Genomic DNA, 16079 nt, shown 5'->3' with positions numbered 1-16079 from the left:
TTTAAAAATCACGAGTAGGTAATTAAGCGTCTTACCTCTTTACCACTGATTTAACTAGTCAAGAGAGAACGGAATAATGCTTAAACCCAGCGACAAATGGAATTGGTATTTTGACGAGCAAAAAGCTTGCTTAATGCTGGATCTGGGGGAGGAAATGATTTTCCAAACCAATCTATCCCGAAAATTGTTGGTTAACTGTGCCTTCTCAAACAGTGAATTTACCGTTGATGACGCCAGCGCATTTCAAACGTTTAATGAGCGCATTCGCTGTCTCGATATCAGTGAATATCGCCAAGCTGAATTAACACTGTATTGTGTTGCTGCAAAGCGTTTTCATAAACCTGTACAGCCTAAGAGCTGGTTCTTCGATGCACAGTCCTCTGATTATGAACCTCAAGAAGGGGACATGGTCTTTCTCACAAATCAATATTCTGATGGTATGTTCATCGTTCTAGAACCAGGCGAAACATCGAGCTTATGTGCTTATGTTAACCAAGAAGCCTTTGTTCTTGATGGCAATAAGGCGCTTCAATTTGGGCAGCCGATTAAAGTAATGCATGATCGCATGGCTTGTGCAAACCACCTCTTTGCAATGACCCCTATGGCAATGGTGGGTTAAAGCTGTTTAATTTTTCTTTATTTCGTTCCTTTGTTTGCCTTAATCGACCTTATTGGGTCGATTTTTTTTGTCCTTTCCTCTGACACTCCAATCCGAAAGACCATGAAACTGTTTGTTTTCTATGCATGCAAACATGAAGCTGGTCACTTTTATTTTACTTATTTCAATTTGATTACTCCTTTAATTAGGCAACCTAGCGCCTAAAACAACCCTATTTATTCCCCTATAAAGGGTATTTGTAAGTAGTTTACATCAACCAATCCCGGCTGGTGTATACCAAAATGCATGTAAATAAGTATTCACTTCTTCTAAAGGAAACAAAATACGTTCATGAATGAAAAACATTCAAACTAAAGATGTTGAAAGTTTTAGATCATTTGAGTGGTGATGATTTGAACTAACGGGTGGGAAAATACCTTTAAAAACGAGGCATTGATCGTAAAGTCAGGTATAATTGAAACCATTTTTTATCAGCGAAAGAACACTATGAATCAATATCTCGCGGTAACTTCAAATGGCATGGAAAATTTGCTTGTTGAAGAACTGACTAAACTAGGCATTGAAAATGCGAAACCAGTACAGGCAGGCGTAAAATTTAAAGCGACAAACGAACAGGTTTATCGCTGTTGTTTGTGGAGCCGTTTAGCGTCTCGATTTGTACGTGTTTTATCTGAGTTCACGTGTAACAACGACATGGACTTGTATCTATCCACTTCCACTATTAACTGGGTTAACCAATTTCATAGCTCTAAACGCTTTGTTGTGGACTTTAACGGCACAAACCGTGAGATTAGAAATAGCCAATACGGAGCTATGAAGGTCAAAGATGGCATCGTAGATTGCTTTGAGAACAAATGCTTGCCACGTCCTAATATCAGCAAAGAACGCCCAGATATTCGTATTCACGTTCGTTTGCATAAAGATAAAGCGTTGCTTGGGGTAGACATGGTAGGTAGTGGTCTTCATCAGCGTGGTTATCGACCAGAATCGGGTCGTGCGCCATTACGTGAAACGCTTGCTTCTGCGATTATCATGCGTTGTGGCTGGGATGGGCATCAACCATTACTCGATCCAATGTGTGGTTCTGGGACTTTGCTTATTGAAGCGGCAATGATGGCAGCCAACATGGCACCTGGCGTTAAGCGCAAACAATGGGGCTTCGAAGTTTTGGAAGACTTTGAACCGGAGACCTGGGCTGAGATTAAATCAGAGGCTAATGTTCAAGCTAGACGAGGTGTCAAGAAAGTTGACGCTAAGTTTTTTGGATTCGATAACGACCCCAAAGTATTAAAAGTCGCTCAAGAAAACGCCCGCAGAGCAGGTGTTGAAGAGTTGATTGAGTTTGCGCAAGGTGATGCTGCAACTATTACTCGTCCCGCAGGATTTGAACACGGTGTTATCGTTTCAAACCCACCTTACGGTGAGCGTCTAGGAACTGAGCCGGGGCTGATTGCGCTCTATACCGCATTCGGTGGACAGCTAAAATCTGAGTTTGGCGGATGTAAAGCATCTATCTTCTCTAGCTCAGACGAGCTCTTGAGTTGCCTTCGCATGCGCGCTGATAAACAGTTTAAATTGAACAACGGTGCGTTACCGTGTCACCAAAAGAACTACAGCATTGCCGAGCGCAGCGCTGATGAAGTTAAAGGTGCAGATACTAACGTTCAAATCGCACCAGACTTCTCAAACCGTTTGAAGAAAAACATTGGCAAGATTGGCAAGTGGGCTCGTAAAGAGAAACTAGACTGCTATCGTATCTACGATGCAGACCTTCCAGAATACAACGTAGCGATCGACGTGTACGGCGATCAAATTGTGATTCAAGAGTACGCAGCACCTAAGAACATCCCTGAAGAAAAAGCCAAGCGTCGTCTAACGGACATTATCCGTGCGACGATTCAGGTGACCGGTGTCGAAGCGAACAAAGTTGTACTGAAAGTTCGTGAGAAGCAGAAAGGTCGAAGCCAGTACCAAAAATTAGGTCAGGTATCAGAGACGCTCGAAGTAAACGAGTACGGTGTGAAGCTGATCGTGAACCTTCATGACTACCTAGACACAGGCCTGTTCTTGGATCATAAGATCACTCGTCGTCGTCTTGGCGAAATGGCACAGGGTAAAGATTTCCTTAACTTGTTTGCTTACACTGGTAGTGCAACAGTGCACGCTGCAGTTGGTGGTGCGCGTTCCACTACAACTGTCGATATGTCAAACACCTACTTGAATTGGGCGAAAGACAATATGCAGCTTAATGGCTGTGTAGGGCGCCAACATAAATATGAACAAGCGGACTGTTTGCAATGGCTAGAAAACGCAAAAGGTGAGTACGACTTGATCTTTATTGACCCACCTACGTTCTCTAACTCTAAGCGTATGGAAACATCATTCGATGTACAACGTGACCACATTAAGCTGATGAAGAATCTCAAACGTTTACTGAGAAGTGAAGGCACAATCGTATTTTCAAATAACAAACGTCATTTCAAGATGGATGAAGAATCACTCGCTGAATTGGGTTTGAAGGCTCAGAATATTTCTTCTCAAACGTTACCATTAGATTTTACGCGTAATAAACAGATTCATAACTGTTGGCTAGTAACGCACGCGTAGTATAAACAAAAGGATTAATACGTGCTGATATTGTATAGCACGGAGGGATGCCATCTTTGTGAGATGGCATTTGCTCTAGTAGACCAAGTCGGTTTGGCCGAGCAAACAGATATCATTGATATTGCGTTCGATGATGTACTATTTTCTCGTTACGGCGTCACAATACCCGTATTAAAATATCAAGATTCTGAGTTGAACTGGCCGTTTGACTTAGAACAACTCACACATTGGTTGGATAATAATGGCATTACTTACCATTCATAACGCACAACTTGCATTTGGTGCCCACCCATTGCTAAACAAAGCGGAGTTCGCTCTTCAAGAAAACGAACGCGTTTGTTTAGTTGGTCGTAACGGAGCAGGTAAGTCCACGTTAATGAAAGTGCTTGCCGGCGACATTTTGTTGGATGATGGCAAGATTCAAATAACTCAAGACGTAGTAGTTTCTCGGCTTGAACAAGATCCACCGCGCAATCAAGAGGGTACGGTTTACGAATACGTATCTGGCGGTTTGGCTGAAATCGGCGAACAATTGAAGATCTATCACGATCTTCTCGATCTTGTTGCTCAAGACCCAAGTGAGAAGAACATTAACCGTTTGGCGAAAGTTCAAGAGCAACTTGATCATTCTAATGCTTGGCGCTTTGATGACCGTGTTAAGAACGTACTTGGCGCTTTAAAACTAAGCCCAGAAACCAAACTGACCGATCTATCCGGTGGCTGGCAACGTAAAGCTGCTTTAGCTCGTGCGCTGGTTTGTGATCCTGATGTATTGCTTCTTGATGAACCAACAAACCATCTCGATGTTACAACGATCGAATGGTTAGAGAACTTCTTAAAAGACTTCAAAGGCTCGATCATCTTTATTTCTCACGACCGTGCATTCATCAAGTCGATGGCGACACGCATCGTCGACTTAGATCGCGGTCAATTAGCTTCTTTCCCTGGTAATTACGAACAGTATTTGAATGACAAAGAAGAAATGCTTCGCGTCGAAGAAATGCAAAATGCTGAGTTCGATAAGAAACTAGCTCAGGAAGAAGTGTGGATTCGTCAAGGCATTAAAGCACGTCGTACTCGTAATGAAGGCCGTGTTCGAGCCCTTAAAAAACTTCGTGAAGAGCGTCGTGACCGTCGTGAAGTTCAAGGTAAAGTTAACCTAAACATCGATGATGCTTCTCGTTCAGGTAAGATTGTATTTGAAGCAGAAAATGTATCTTTTGCTTACGAAGGCAAGACAATTGTCGACGACTTTAGCTTTAACATCATGCGTGGTGACCGTATTGCACTTATCGGACCAAATGGCTGCGGTAAGAGTACGGTACTTAAATTGCTATTGGGGCAATTGGAAGCGCAGTCTGGTCGTTTACACTGCGGAACAAAATTAGAAGTCGCGTACTTTGATCAGTACCGAGAGATTTTGGATCCAGAAAAGACAGTGATCGATAACTTAGCGGATGGGAAACAAGAAGTAATGGTTGGGGGACGTCAGCGTCATGCGCTGAGTTATCTCCAAGACTTCTTATTTGCACCTAAGCGCGCCAGAACCCCGGTTAAGGCACTTTCCGGTGGCGAGAAAAACCGATTATTGCTAGCCCGTATCTTGTTGAAACCAAACAACTTACTTATTCTTGATGAACCAACTAACGATTTGGATATCGAAACGTTGGAACTTTTAGAAGAAATGCTTGCCAATTATCAGGGTACATTATTGTTAGTAAGTCACGACCGTGAGTTCGTAGACAACACAGTAACAACCAGCTGGATTTTTGAGGGTAACGGTATAATCGAAGAGTTCGTTGGTGGTTATCATGATGCTAAACAGCAACGTGACCAAGTTCTTGCTTCGCGCAGTCAGGTTGAAAAACCAACGAAGAAAGAGAAAGTGGTTGAGGAAACTCCCAAAACTACGCAACCTAAGAACAATTCGAAGAAGTTATCGTATAAGCTGCAAAGAGAATTAGAGGCTCTACCAGCTAAACTTGAACAATTAGAGTCGGATATCGAGAGCCTTCAGGAGCAAGTGAACGATCCAGAGTTCTTTGCTAAACCTGTAGAGCAAACTCAGCCGGTATTGGAACAGCTTGCTGCACTAGAGCAGGAGTTGGAAATCGCATTCGAGAGATGGGAAGAACTCGAAGCAATGCAACAGGATAGTTAAGAATTCAATGAATTGTAGTAACAAATTCAAATTAACCGCCGTCGCGATGATGGTTGGTACGGCAATGAATGCTAATGCAGCATTGTACAAAGTGGTTGAAGTAACTCCAAACGATATTGATACCACTGACAAAGCTGTTTTTGGCGTTGCAATAGAACGTGGAGATGTCGCTTTTGATAAGGGGTGTTTTGACAACGGCGCTGATTGTATAACTAGCGATCAATTCGCACTTGCCGGAGAAACAAGACCTACTTTACTTGCAGATGGCTCCAAATTACCATCGCTTCTAGCTGGTGTCTCAGTTGATGGCGTGAACTTCAGAGAAGAGACCCCGTTTAGCTCAGATTCAAGGTTTCGTTCTTTCGAAAAACGGGATTATTTAGAAGATTTTTGTTTTTCTGAGTATGGTTATGAAACATGCGAAAGTTGGGCTTCAAGCGTTTGGGCACCTCTTCATCAAGTAAGGTACTCTTCAAACACAGACTCCGTATCCTTGGCGTTTGTAGAGGGGCAGAGCTTTGATAACCAATACAATAGCGTCATTAATACTCTCATTGAAGGTGCTATACCTGTAGGCAACCAAAGTGTGTTAAACAGTGCTTCAAATTCTACAGAGGATAAAGTCGAAACGGATAACCAACCTTTTTCACCATCGTTACCGCCAAATTATGAAAAGTTAGACGAAAATGATGAGCACACGGACTATGCACAGGTACGAGCTTGGAATTATCACAATAACCTGACTTCAGGAAGCGTTGCCTACGCTCGAAGCAATGATTATGGATTAAACTATGTGTCCAAAGCCGCAATTTGGGATGATAGTGGTGATGTTTCAGTAGTTGAATGGGAATCGGGACAACCTAACGAAAACGAACATTTATCCCAAGGTAGCATCAGAGACTTTGTGGTTTCTAAAGATGATAACGGTAACATCAAAGAGATTTACGCAGTAGGTTTTAACACATGGGATGACGATAGGAACCAGCTTAACGCAACCGTATTTAAAGGTAGCTTCGATGCTATTGGTGATCCGTTAAGTAAAATTAAGTGGGACTTGTCTGCGGTGAGTGGTGCAAGATCTTATGACGGTTCAGATTATATTTATTCAAATACCGTCATTGAAGCAATAAACAATAACAAACTAGCAGTAGGTGAAGCCAAGCGCACTACACCAGAGTCAGGAGCTCAAGCTAATAGACTCTATGTTATAAAGGATATTGATTCGCCATCCGCAGACTTTCTATCCGGAGGGATATTTTTCTCTGGTGCTGGCGGACACATTGGCGGTTTGAATGATTACAATGAAATTGTCGGTCAAATCGACGCAGGGAATACGCGAGAAGATGGTGGTAAAGCTCGACGTAAGAGAGCCTTTATTGAGCCATATGAGTTTGAAGGTACAATAACTTCTCGAAGAGAAGTTTTTAAAAACCAGGCATGGTTGTTGGACGACCTGACGAATGGTGGTGACTACAATGAAGAAAATAACCGATTCCGTATTGTTGATGCCACTGACATTAATAATGCAGGGGTAATCTCTGCAACTGCTATCATGTGCGAAAATGGTTATGATACAACTGCTCATAATGCACTCTGTAACGGTGGCAATGCCAATTCAGAAAAAGTGGTTGCAGTAAAACTAATCCCAATACCTGGAGCGACTAAAGACATGATAGAGCCAAGGTCTGTCGAACAAACAGCAGCAGAACGTCAAGGTGCTGGCCTTGGTTGGTTGGCTTTGACCATGCTTGGCTTGTTCGGGTTCCGTAGAAAATAGTCAGTAGTTTTTAAATCAAGCAGAGGCTCACAGAAATGAACCTCTGCTTTTTTATGCCTTGAGAAATTGCCTACTTTGATCGATTCTTATAAGTGGAGTCATAAAAACTCCATCAAAGTTTCACAATAACAGCTGTACGTTAGTAAATGGACCTGTATGAGGAATTAACTATGAAGAGACAAAAGCGTGATCGCCTAGAACGAGCTCAATCTCAAGGCTACAAAGCTGGGTTGAATGGAAGGTCTCAAGAGGCTTGCCCATATCAACAAGTTGATGCTCGGTCGTATTGGTTAGGTGGTTGGCGTGATGCCAGAGATGAAAGACAATCTGGTCTCTACAAATAAACTCTCCACATACAAAAAGAAGGATTCGAAAGGGCTCTACGGAGCCTTTTCTACATTATAGGTACATAGGGAAGTAGGTTAACACTCGATAACAAAAAGGCTCCTAAATAGGAGCCTTAATAAATCGATTAAAATCGTGATTAGAAGCTTGAAGTGTCTTGGAACAAGCCAACTTTCAAATCTTTTGCTACGTAGATTTCTTTGCCGTCTACACATACACGACCGTCAGCCAAACCCATCACAAGTTTACGGTTTACAACGCGTTTCATGTGGATTTCGTACGTCACTTTTTTCGCTGTTGGCAAGATCTGACCTGTAAACTTCACTTCGCCAACACCCAGAGCACGACCTTTTCCTTTGCCACCAACCCAGCCAAGGAAGAAACCAACAAGTTGCCACATCGCATCAAGGCCAAGACAACCCGGCATTACAGGGTCGCCAGGGAAGTGGCAGTCAAAGAACCACAAATCTGGAGTAATATCCAATTCCGCCAAGATCAAACCTTTACCAAAATCGCCTTCAGTCTCAGACATTTTAGTAACACGATCCATCATTAGCATGTTTGGCGCAGGAAGCTGAGGGTAACCAGGCCCAAACAGTTCGCCTTGGCTAGAAGCAAGTAGATCGTCACGGTTATAAGAATCACGTTTGTTTTGCATTATCAATTACTCCAATTTTTGATAGCTGCATCTTAGTGAACACGTGTACGCTAAACAACTCCGATCAGTACTAGACAAACCAGTTTTTGATGCGCTGCACAATTCCTTCTGGATGCTCATGTCTTTCAAAGTTTTCAATACGTTCCGCTATTTTGCCAATAATGCTATCGTCTTCACCTCTAAAAGGTTTATTCATTACAATCGGAATAGCTTCATCTACGGTAGAAACGGACCAAATATGGAACTCACCATTTTTAATGCTTTCTATTACATCTTTATGTAATGCAAGGTGTTTAAGGTTTGATTTTGGCATCACAACACCTTGATTTCCTGTAAAACCTTGATGTTTACAAACCTGATAAAAACCTTCAATTTTTTCGTTCAAGCCACCAACGGCTTGCACTCGACCAAACTGATCAACAGCCCCTGTAACCGCAACTTGTTGATTAATTGGAGATTCAGATAAAGCACTTACCAAGCAACAAAGTTCTGCAAGAGATGCGCTGTCACCATCAACTTCACTATAAGACTGTTCAAATACGATGGAGGCTGAATAAGGCAGTGGTTCATCCAGTTTCAGAGCAGAGCTCAGAAAAGCTTGCATAATCATCATGCCTTTTGCATGTAGATTGCCTCCAAGCTCAGCTTTGCGCTCAACATCGGAAACATCGCCATCACCAAAATGAATTACACAAGATATTCGTGCAGGCTCACCATAGCTGACAGGGTGCCCAGCCATATCAATAACGGTTAGGCCATTGATTTGACCAACTTGTTCCCCAGTTGTCTCAATGATGACTTGGCCATCTAAAATATCGTACACGGCACGCTGAGGAAGGTAAGATTCTCGGTAATACTTATCGTCAATCGCTTTATCTAACGACTTGTAATCTAATGCGTGGCCATCACTGAACTGGTTGGCAAGCGTTAGAAGTTGAGAATGCCACATTACACCTAACGGCAAATAATGTTGATCTTCAGTAAATCTCATACCAGCTAGCAATAGTCTTCTAAAGCCACATTCCGTTAAGTGAGGCAGCTGATATTGAGAACATATCCAGTTCACCAAACCAAAGTAATCTGTCAAATTCTGCTCTGACAAATGAATATCTTCTTCAACTTCGGTATACATGGCAAAGCCTGAACAAAAGTCCTCGTCGATATATTCTAGCTCTGCTAACTGACTTCTTTCCCCAGTTACAATCAGTTTTACATCATAAGCTTTAGATGGCGGTACTGAAGTGGGTAAGCGAGTAGGGCTTAGGTTCAGTGGCTCGATAAGGTTTTGTTGAATTGCAGACTTTATATTCGGCCAAAGTCCCGGGTTAGCCAGAATGAGATTAGCAGGTACAATCAAATAACCGTCGTCAGCTTGTGAAATCAAGCCAGGTTGGAAGGCAATATCACCACTTACATCAACACTGTAACGGTCAAATAAACGTTTGGCATCAAGTGATTCCGACAAAACAATCGCAGCGTTAGAATGACTCTGAAGAGCTTTACTGATGAACTCTCTATAGACAGAATTATCGACGCAGTTAATGAGTAGCACGCGTGTCAATCCCGACATTTTGGAAAAGCGAGATATCGTTGCCGACATCCTCGGTTGAAGATCAGTAAAAGACTTCTTTGGTAACGAAGGTGCAGACTTTAAAAGTGCTTCGTACTGCTCAAGTGAAGGTGTTACGTCTTGCCAATTAAGTTGGTTCATTAAAATTCATCGTAATTCAATCTTGCCGACATTATAACGAAATGGACTATAACACCCTAGCACCAATTTGGTTCGCTCACGGCATTCAACACTCAATGAACAATACTTAGACAAATGAGTGATCAACATCGATACTTCTAAGAGTTTTATTTGCCCAAGTAAATTATCTGGGTTACGCTGTCACTAGGTTATGTTTATGGGTCGGAATAAATGAAATATCAGCAGCTTGAGAATCTAGAGTGTGGGTGGAAATGGAAGTATCTCATCAAGAAATGGAAAGATGGTGAAGCGATTACCCGACATATTGATACAAGTGAAGCAGATGCCGCGGTTGCAGAGCTAAAACGCCTTGAACATGAGCCTACACTTGTCTTGGCTTGGATAGAAAACCACATGTCAGAAGAGTTAGACAATAAACTCAAGCAGGCTATCCGAGCGAAACGGAAACGCCACTTTAATGCAGAGCAAGTCCATACAAAGAAAAAATCCATTGATTTAGATTACCGAGTTTGGGAAAAGCTTTCTAGTAGAGCAAACGAGCTCGGTTGTACATTATCTGACGCAATTGAATATCTACTTTCTGAAGCATCGAGAAGTGAGAAAGCGAGTCAAAAAGTTACCTCAATCAAAGAGGATTTGAGTAAATTGCTATCTAGCTAGGATAGGGAGTGCCAAATGTTATATGTAATCTTAATTGCTGCCATCGTGATCTTTTGGTTGATCGCAGTTGATAGACCAGTGCTAAAAGTAAAGTTTGATAACGGCCATATCAGTAACGTAAAAGGGCATCTACCACCTTCTTTCAAACATAACTTACAAGATATTAGTGAACATAATCCGTTTAGTGGTGAAATGAAGGTATATAGCCAACGAACCGGCATGCGCTTGAGCTTTTCCAAGGACGTTCCCAAAAAAATCCAACAGCGGATTCGCAACGTTTTTCCGCATCAAGGTTTCAAAGCGAGCAAAGGCAAGAAGCGAGCTTAATTACATATCAGTTACTTAATCGTGTTAAATGGGACGCAATATAGCGTCCCATTTTCGTATCTATAGAAAAATTATTTATCATTGATTAATCAATAAGATAAACGGACTTAAACTATGCGATACGTTGTAACTTTAATGATCTTTCTCTTTGTAAGTGCTTCAGCTTTGTCTGACGACTCGGAAACGAATCCATTGGCTAAAAAGATTAAAACTAAGATTCAAAGGAAAGCAGACAATAAATTTGATGACTACCAAGGTTATTGTGATGTCATGATAGAGATGGAACACAAAGGTAAAAAAGCAGTAATAAAAAGAGTAACCAGTAGTGGTGACAAAAAAGTTTGTCGGTATGTAAAATCCAACTTGAGGAAAGGAAAACGCTATCGTTATAAATATCCAGAAAAGTATATTCGGCTTCATATAGCCACAGGTTCGTGATTGCAATGTTGATTAGAAGCATCGGGCAGCAAGAGCGCAAAGCTTTCAGACTCGATGAACTAGATGAAAATGAAGTGGCTCTCGTGTAATTGGTTGGGAATGCAGGCTAGGTGAGATAAACCAATCAACTCGAAATGATAATCTGCAGAATCAACACAGAGTCTTGGCCTCAGTTCATCTTACTGAAAAATGAGGAAACCCAAGCTAATGAAGCTTACGATAAGACTGTAGAAGAGTTTAGGTCCGGGAGTGTCTCTAAAGACGAATTGACTCAAGCTTGGATACGAAAGCAACAAGCGTACGATCGTTTTAAAGCGTTTAGAGATGATATGTTCTCTTGAGAATGAAACGAATTATAACGCCTTTTTGCTCTGATTTTTTAACTGCATATGAACAACGCACAGACTTTGATGCTTGTGTGAGTATTGGTCAGACATGGTTAGGAAGCAGGGCATCAGTGATAAACAGTCTGAACAAGGCGCAATTCACTACACTATTAGCTGTATTAGTTCCGAGTGTCGTTTATCTAAATAGGTTTTTAACCGTTTTTGCTGTAACTCACCTTAAAGCTATCAGGGGCAGCCAGTACTGGGTTTAATGCTCTTAACTGAGCCATAGCACGCTTCTGAGCTGTTCGTTTAGGCGCGCTTTGACTTCTTTCCCTAAGTTGGGCTTTATCAAATTCTTTCTGCTTCTCTTTGGCAAATTGGAGGACTTTACCCAGTCTTTTATTGTCGACGACTTGAGTTTGGTCCACTTTAGCCAGCTTATCAAAGGTTCTGAAACTTAACTTTCTCTCGCCATACTGAACGGCAATCCGACCATCTGGATAGTCGAGTATTTTGACCACTTCATTGACAAGACGGCTGTTTTTCTCCGTATCTTCAATCAGATAAAGCACTTTATCATATTGGAATGTCAATGACTTCGAGAGTTTACGCGTGGTCTGCCAAGCCAAAATATCATCAAGCTCAGCTTGGCTTTCTCGAATAGGACGATGAAGATCTTTAGGGTAATTGGCGGGCTTCGCAAAGCGGCGGTTAAAATCCTCGATAAAGTAGGGCAGCCATGCGTTGGCTTCTTCTATAGTATTAATGCCTTGTAGACGCATCTCTTTGATTAATCGGTCTTGTAATGTCTTATTTGCACGCTCAACACGTCCCTTGGCTTGAGAGCTGTTCGCACAAATCAGTTCAATCCCAAGCTCATCGAGAATACGACCAAATTGGGTTAATCCCACTTTCTTAAGATGCTCTTGGTTGACTCGAAATATCGAGTGCTTATCGCTGTAAAAAGCGACAGGCTTGCCATGTTGATCCAGATATTCCCGTGTGGCCACCATGTAATCAAAGGCAGATTCAGTATCACTGAAGCGTAGGTTCATCAAACGACCCGTCGCATCATCGATGTAGACCAAGAGACAGCACTTAGGGCTGCGCCCTTCAAACCAATCGTGGTGTGAGCCATCAATCTGAACCAGTTCACCTAAACAGTCACGACGATAACGGGGTTGGTAAACACGAGGCTGACGTTGTGAGTGTGGCACCCAGAGACCATCAGCGATCATCCACTGGCGTAAGGTCTCATTGGAAACAGGCAAGTTATGGAGCTCTAACAATTTTTCTTGTGCTAATGTTGGAGCAAAATCCGCATAATGCTTTCGTACAATGGCTAAGATAGTCTGACGATAATCACTGGAGATACGATTATTACTTGGCTTACCACGAGCACCATGCACCAAACTGGCCGCACCGGACTCTCGTAGTCGGTTCATTAGGCGTTGAACTTGGCGCTCACTTTAGTTGAGGATCTCTGCCGCATCCGCACGGCGTAAACGATGTTCACAAACATCATTGATCACTTTGTAACGTGAAAGGTCTTTGTCACTCATAGTTACCAACATCCCAATGTCCCTTAAATAAGTTCACATAAGAATGAGGCTAGCTGCTGAACCTAAATAAAGAGACATTTTAACTTTGCTAAAAAGTGACATTACAACTTTGCGCCTACAATATCAGTGCGCATTATATGTGAAAGGGTTAATATAGATTAGACAGGGGCGCCTGCTTGTAAGGCATTGATTAAGCGGGGATTATTGTACTTATCATCTATCAAACCGAACACCAAATTTTGATCATCTAGTTCCAGTAAGTCAGCGATTTTAAAGGCTATTTCCCAATCCATAGAACAGCTACCCGCGCGCCAGTGGGCTACGCGACTACGACCAACGCCAAGTTTCTGAGCTAGTTTGTAGTCTGAGCCCAGTTCGTACTTAGCTTTTACTCTGTCTAAAAGTATGTTTGTGTAGTTCATTTAGTAACTGTTTAAAAAAGAAACAAGATTGTTAAATTGTAGAGCATCTTACGTGCTATTTCAGTAGTTTAACTCGTTTGTACGTTTAAAATAATTCGTTTACGGTTGCCATGTTCAAAAAAGAGACAGCTTGCGGAGGCTATGAACATGGAACGTATAATCTCAAACCCAATTCACTTACCTTGCCCTGATATGGCAGGGTGTGCAAATCCAGACCCAATCAAAACGGCTAAATCACTGCGTAAAATTGCAGAATTACGCGAGAAGTTCGCCGAGCAATTTCCTAAGAAGAAACAGACCTACATTCCTACACGTTTTCGTCAGGGGGTTGTAGCATGAATCTTAGTATCTGGAAATCGCGCCGCAATCAGCGCCAACTTGTTGCATCACAAGACAACGGAACTCATATCTACTTCGATAGTTTTGAGCTTGAACCCGTTGAAGCCTCACTTTGGCTTTACCAAGGGATGACGCTTGTCGCTTGCATCAAAGCACAAAACGACACCTTGGCCGATATTACGACTACTGCTAACCGTATGGCGACACTTGGCGCGCAAAACAACGGCCAACCACTACACGAAATCCGCAAGCAAGATGAAGCGCCCCAAGCGGGCGCGGATTCTTCCCTTTAATCAGGGGGATGTATGGACTTCGACACCAAAGCCATAGAAATCAAGATGGCGGGCAAGACGTTCGCCAATGATGCCATTCATCAAAGCGCCTTTTCACGCCGATTCTTCCCACGCTTACCCGCGATAGTTCGCAATGATGTGCGCCGTAAAGTGGAGGCGCGCACACAGCGCCAAAACGCCACGCGTGAAAACGTCATTAAAACCGCCAAAGACGCGGTGAAATTTGGCTTGAAGTGCGCTCACCATATAGAGAATCGTTACTCGTTTGTTGACAGTCGCAAGGGCGCGCATAGCGAGCCATTGACGCACAACATCTTGATGCGTGACGACGCGCTGACCAAGTTCGCGGAGAAGTACGCCGACCAATGCGCCGAGATTTTATCAAGCCTAAATGCCGAGGGTTACGCCTCTTTTGTAGAGGCGTTGGCCGCGGTTTATTCTGAGCAAAAAGCGTTACTTAAGACCATTCACATCAAGCCGCCATACGTGAATTTCAAAGTGAAAGACGTTGAAGTGTTAGAGCAAATGCTAACAGCCGCGGTACTCAAAATGCAGGCTGAAAAGTGGGTCGAACGTCGTTTGCTGCGTCTGCGTGGTGACTACATCGAGTACGCACAAATCACCATGAGCCGTGTGGGTGACAAAGGCCATCAAAGCAAATACGTGTCAGAGATTTCCTTTAGTAACTGGAAGCGCAAGCAACGCGAATCCGAGAAATACATGAAGTCGATGAGCGTGTACAACGAGGAAACAGGCGAGCACTTTCCATTAGAGGAAGTGGCAAAGCGCACCATTGCTAACCCTGAGAACCGCCGCATTGAAATGATGGTTCGCTCACGAGGTTTTGAAGAACTGGCCGACGAACTGGAATACACCGCGCTTTTCATTACGTGGACACTGCCGAGCCGTTATCACCGCAATTCACCGAAGTGGGACGGCTCAAGCGTCAAAGATGGACACGCCGAGTTAATGCGCCAATGGTCACTTGCTCGCACTAAGTTGGCCAAGTTGGAGATTGAATACTTTGGTTTTCGTGTGGCCGAGCCACACAAAGACGCAACCAGCCACGCGCACTATTTCTTGTTTTGCTCTCACAAAGACAAAGCCAACATCATTCGTATTCTACGCGGTGAGGCGATTGCGCCAGACCGTGAGGAATTGGGCGACGACATCACGCCACGCTTTGACGTAAAAGAAGCCGACCCAAGCAAGGGCGGTGCGACGGCGTACATTGCCAAGTACGTTTCGAAGAACATCAACGGTAAACATATGCCAGACACCGAAGCCGAAGAAAGCGCATTTAAAGTGCGTGCTTGGGCGTCGGTACACCGCATTCGCCAGTTTCAGCAATTTGGCGGTGAGCCTGTGTCTTTGTGGCGCAGTTTACGCCGAGCGACAGCCGAACAAACCCAAAAAGATGATCAGCTAGAAGAACTGAGACAAGCGGCAGACTCATCCAAATGGGCGCTGTTTTGTCAGTTAGCTAAGGGCGCGAAGTTGGCTTACAAAGAAAACAAAAACGACTACGGCGAGCCAATCAAAAAAATCATTGGTTTTGAGTGGTGTGGTCAAGTCATCGAAACCGCCAGCGAGTGCTATTCGCTCGTGCAAACGAAAGACGTAAAGCGTCTTTTAAAAAGTCGCGGAGCGACGTCTTGGAGCACTGAAAATAACTGTAACTCCCCACTCATTACGGAGTTGAAGAAGCTCACCGGATGGAGCTTTGAGGGAGTGAAATGCCTATTAGAGCCGTTGGCGAATGGGGCAACGGTTTCCATCGACCAATACTGTTCAATCAAATTACAAAACAACACATTACGACTGATTTAAC

At 43.1% G+C, this 16079-nt stretch carries 15 protein-coding genes and 1 pseudogene; 12 read left to right on the top strand and 4 right to left on the bottom strand.

Annotation, left to right across the window (positions count from 1 at the left end):
* Positions 1-76: 76 nt before the first annotated feature.
* The 6 genes from NL645_RS18925 (at position 77) to rmf (ending at position 7508) form a co-directional block, all read left to right on the top strand.
* Positions 77-619 (top strand): cell division protein ZapC, encoded by a 543-nt coding sequence (locus NL645_RS18925; RefSeq protein WP_005377444.1) that lies wholly within the window; start codon positions 77-79, stop codon positions 617-619.
* A 486-nt stretch (positions 620-1105) separates the two neighbouring features.
* On the top strand, positions 1106-3226 hold the full coding sequence (gene rlmKL, locus NL645_RS18920; RefSeq protein ID WP_253652207.1) for a bifunctional 23S rRNA (guanine(2069)-N(7))-methyltransferase RlmK/23S rRNA (guanine(2445)-N(2))-methyltransferase RlmL: 2121 nt from the start codon (positions 1106-1108) through the stop codon (positions 3224-3226).
* A 21-nt stretch (positions 3227-3247) separates the two neighbouring features.
* Positions 3248-3490 carry a glutaredoxin family protein gene (locus NL645_RS18915; RefSeq protein WP_017821808.1) on the top strand — a complete coding sequence of 81 codons (243 nt, stop codon included), beginning with the start codon at positions 3248-3250 and terminating at the stop codon, positions 3488-3490.
* Complete coding sequence (locus NL645_RS18910; RefSeq protein WP_253652206.1) at positions 3468-5387, top strand: ABC transporter ATP-binding protein; 1920 nt, start codon at positions 3468-3470, stop codon at positions 5385-5387. Before NL645_RS18915 ends, NL645_RS18910 begins: the two co-directional genes overlap by 23 nt.
* A 7-nt stretch (positions 5388-5394) precedes the next feature.
* Complete coding sequence (locus tag NL645_RS18905; protein WP_253652205.1) at positions 5395-7164, top strand: DUF3466 family protein; 1770 nt, start codon at positions 5395-5397, stop codon at positions 7162-7164.
* 170 nt (positions 7165-7334) lie between these two features.
* Positions 7335-7508, top strand: a complete 174-nt coding sequence (rmf, locus tag NL645_RS18900; RefSeq protein WP_005377453.1) for a ribosome modulation factor — start codon at positions 7335-7337, stop codon at positions 7506-7508.
* Between the two features lie 140 nt (positions 7509-7648).
* Here the strand turns inward: rmf and fabA are convergent, their stop codons facing one another.
* On the bottom strand, positions 7649-8167 hold the full coding sequence (gene fabA, locus NL645_RS18895; protein WP_005390081.1) for a bifunctional 3-hydroxydecanoyl-ACP dehydratase/trans-2-decenoyl-ACP isomerase: 519 nt from the start codon (positions 8165-8167) through the stop codon (positions 7649-7651).
* 70 nt (positions 8168-8237) lie between these two features.
* Complete coding sequence (locus NL645_RS18890; protein WP_253652204.1) at positions 8238-9878, bottom strand: Lon protease family protein; 1641 nt, start codon at positions 9876-9878, stop codon at positions 8238-8240.
* 210 nt (positions 9879-10088) lie between these two features.
* Between NL645_RS18890 and matP the strand changes: the two genes are divergently transcribed.
* The 3 genes from matP (at position 10089) to NL645_RS18875 (ending at position 11303) form a co-directional block, all read left to right on the top strand.
* Entirely contained in the window at positions 10089-10538 is a 450-nt protein-coding gene (gene matP / locus NL645_RS18885; RefSeq protein WP_005396497.1) for a macrodomain Ter protein MatP, read from the top strand.
* A 15-nt stretch (positions 10539-10553) separates the two neighbouring features.
* Positions 10554-10865 (top strand): DUF3634 family protein, encoded by a 312-nt coding sequence (locus tag NL645_RS18880; protein WP_005396496.1) that lies wholly within the window; start codon positions 10554-10556, stop codon positions 10863-10865.
* A 114-nt stretch (positions 10866-10979) separates the two neighbouring features.
* Positions 10980-11303: a hypothetical protein gene (locus tag NL645_RS18875; RefSeq protein WP_104971713.1), complete on the top strand. Its 324-nt coding sequence runs from the start codon at positions 10980-10982 to the stop codon at positions 11301-11303.
* Between the two features lie 538 nt (positions 11304-11841).
* On the opposite strand, the pseudogene NL645_RS18870 reads toward NL645_RS18875, so the two are convergent.
* Together NL645_RS18870 and NL645_RS18865 are read right to left on the bottom strand one after the other, a co-directional pair.
* Positions 11842-13194: pseudogene (locus NL645_RS18870) on the bottom strand (ISNCY family transposase).
* A gap of 158 nt (positions 13195-13352) precedes the next feature.
* Positions 13353-13616, bottom strand: a complete 264-nt coding sequence (locus NL645_RS18865) for a helix-turn-helix transcriptional regulator (RefSeq protein WP_005390085.1) — start codon at positions 13614-13616, stop codon at positions 13353-13355.
* Positions 13617-13763: 147 nt separating this feature from the next.
* Here NL645_RS18865 and NL645_RS18860 point away from each other — a divergent pair, with 147 nt between their 5' ends.
* The 3 genes from NL645_RS18860 to NL645_RS18850 are packed head-to-tail and all read left to right on the top strand — an operon-like array spanning position 13764 to position 16078.
* Positions 13764-13955 (top strand): hypothetical protein, encoded by a 192-nt coding sequence (locus NL645_RS18860; protein WP_005455288.1) that lies wholly within the window; start codon positions 13764-13766, stop codon positions 13953-13955.
* The gene (locus NL645_RS18855) at positions 13952-14248 is read left to right on the top strand and encodes a hypothetical protein (protein WP_033907063.1); all 297 of its coding nucleotides are present in this window, start codon (positions 13952-13954) and stop codon (positions 14246-14248) included. The genes NL645_RS18860 and NL645_RS18855 overlap by 4 nt, the downstream gene beginning before the upstream one ends.
* A gap of 12 nt (positions 14249-14260) precedes the next feature.
* Positions 14261-16078: a replication endonuclease gene (locus NL645_RS18850; RefSeq protein ID WP_253652203.1), complete on the top strand. Its 1818-nt coding sequence runs from the start codon at positions 14261-14263 to the stop codon at positions 16076-16078.
* Position 16079 lies beyond the last annotated feature (1 nt).

It is taken from the genome of Vibrio sp. Y51_MX_L26 (genome assembly GCF_024181935.1).
Classification (GTDB): domain Bacteria; phylum Pseudomonadota; class Gammaproteobacteria; order Enterobacterales; family Vibrionaceae; genus Vibrio; species Vibrio diabolicus.
Note: the sequence above shows the minus strand (reverse complement) of the source record. Positions and strands in the feature narration are given on the sequence as shown.

Excerpts from the sequence above, each read along its gene's own strand:
- rmf (WP_005377453.1), top strand. The coding sequence starts at position 7,335 with ATGAAGAGACAAAAGCGTGATCGCCTAGAACGAGCTCAATCTCAAGGC.
- NL645_RS18910 (WP_253652206.1), top strand. The coding sequence starts at position 3,468 with ATGGCATTACTTACCATTCATAACGCACAACTTGCATTTGGTGCCCAC.
- NL645_RS18905 (WP_253652205.1), top strand. The coding sequence starts at position 5,395 with ATGAATTGTAGTAACAAATTCAAATTAACCGCCGTCGCGATGATGGTT.
- NL645_RS18875 (WP_104971713.1), top strand. The coding sequence starts at position 10,980 with ATGCGATACGTTGTAACTTTAATGATCTTTCTCTTTGTAAGTGCTTCA.
- rlmKL (WP_253652207.1), top strand. The coding sequence starts at position 1,106 with ATGAATCAATATCTCGCGGTAACTTCAAATGGCATGGAAAATTTGCTT.
- NL645_RS18880 (WP_005396496.1), top strand. The coding sequence starts at position 10,554 with ATGTTATATGTAATCTTAATTGCTGCCATCGTGATCTTTTGGTTGATC.
- NL645_RS18860 (WP_005455288.1), top strand. The coding sequence starts at position 13,764 with ATGGAACGTATAATCTCAAACCCAATTCACTTACCTTGCCCTGATATG.
- fabA (WP_005390081.1), bottom strand. The coding sequence starts at position 8,167 with ATGCAAAACAAACGTGATTCTTATAACCGTGACGATCTACTTGCTTCT.
- NL645_RS18865 (WP_005390085.1), bottom strand. The coding sequence starts at position 13,616 with ATGAACTACACAAACATACTTTTAGACAGAGTAAAAGCTAAGTACGAA.
- NL645_RS18925 (WP_005377444.1), top strand. The coding sequence starts at position 77 with ATGCTTAAACCCAGCGACAAATGGAATTGGTATTTTGACGAGCAAAAA.
- NL645_RS18890 (WP_253652204.1), bottom strand. The coding sequence starts at position 9,878 with ATGAACCAACTTAATTGGCAAGACGTAACACCTTCACTTGAGCAGTAC.
- NL645_RS18850 (WP_253652203.1), top strand. The coding sequence starts at position 14,261 with ATGGACTTCGACACCAAAGCCATAGAAATCAAGATGGCGGGCAAGACG.
- matP (WP_005396497.1), top strand. The coding sequence starts at position 10,089 with ATGAAATATCAGCAGCTTGAGAATCTAGAGTGTGGGTGGAAATGGAAG.
- NL645_RS18855 (WP_033907063.1), top strand. The coding sequence starts at position 13,952 with ATGAATCTTAGTATCTGGAAATCGCGCCGCAATCAGCGCCAACTTGTT.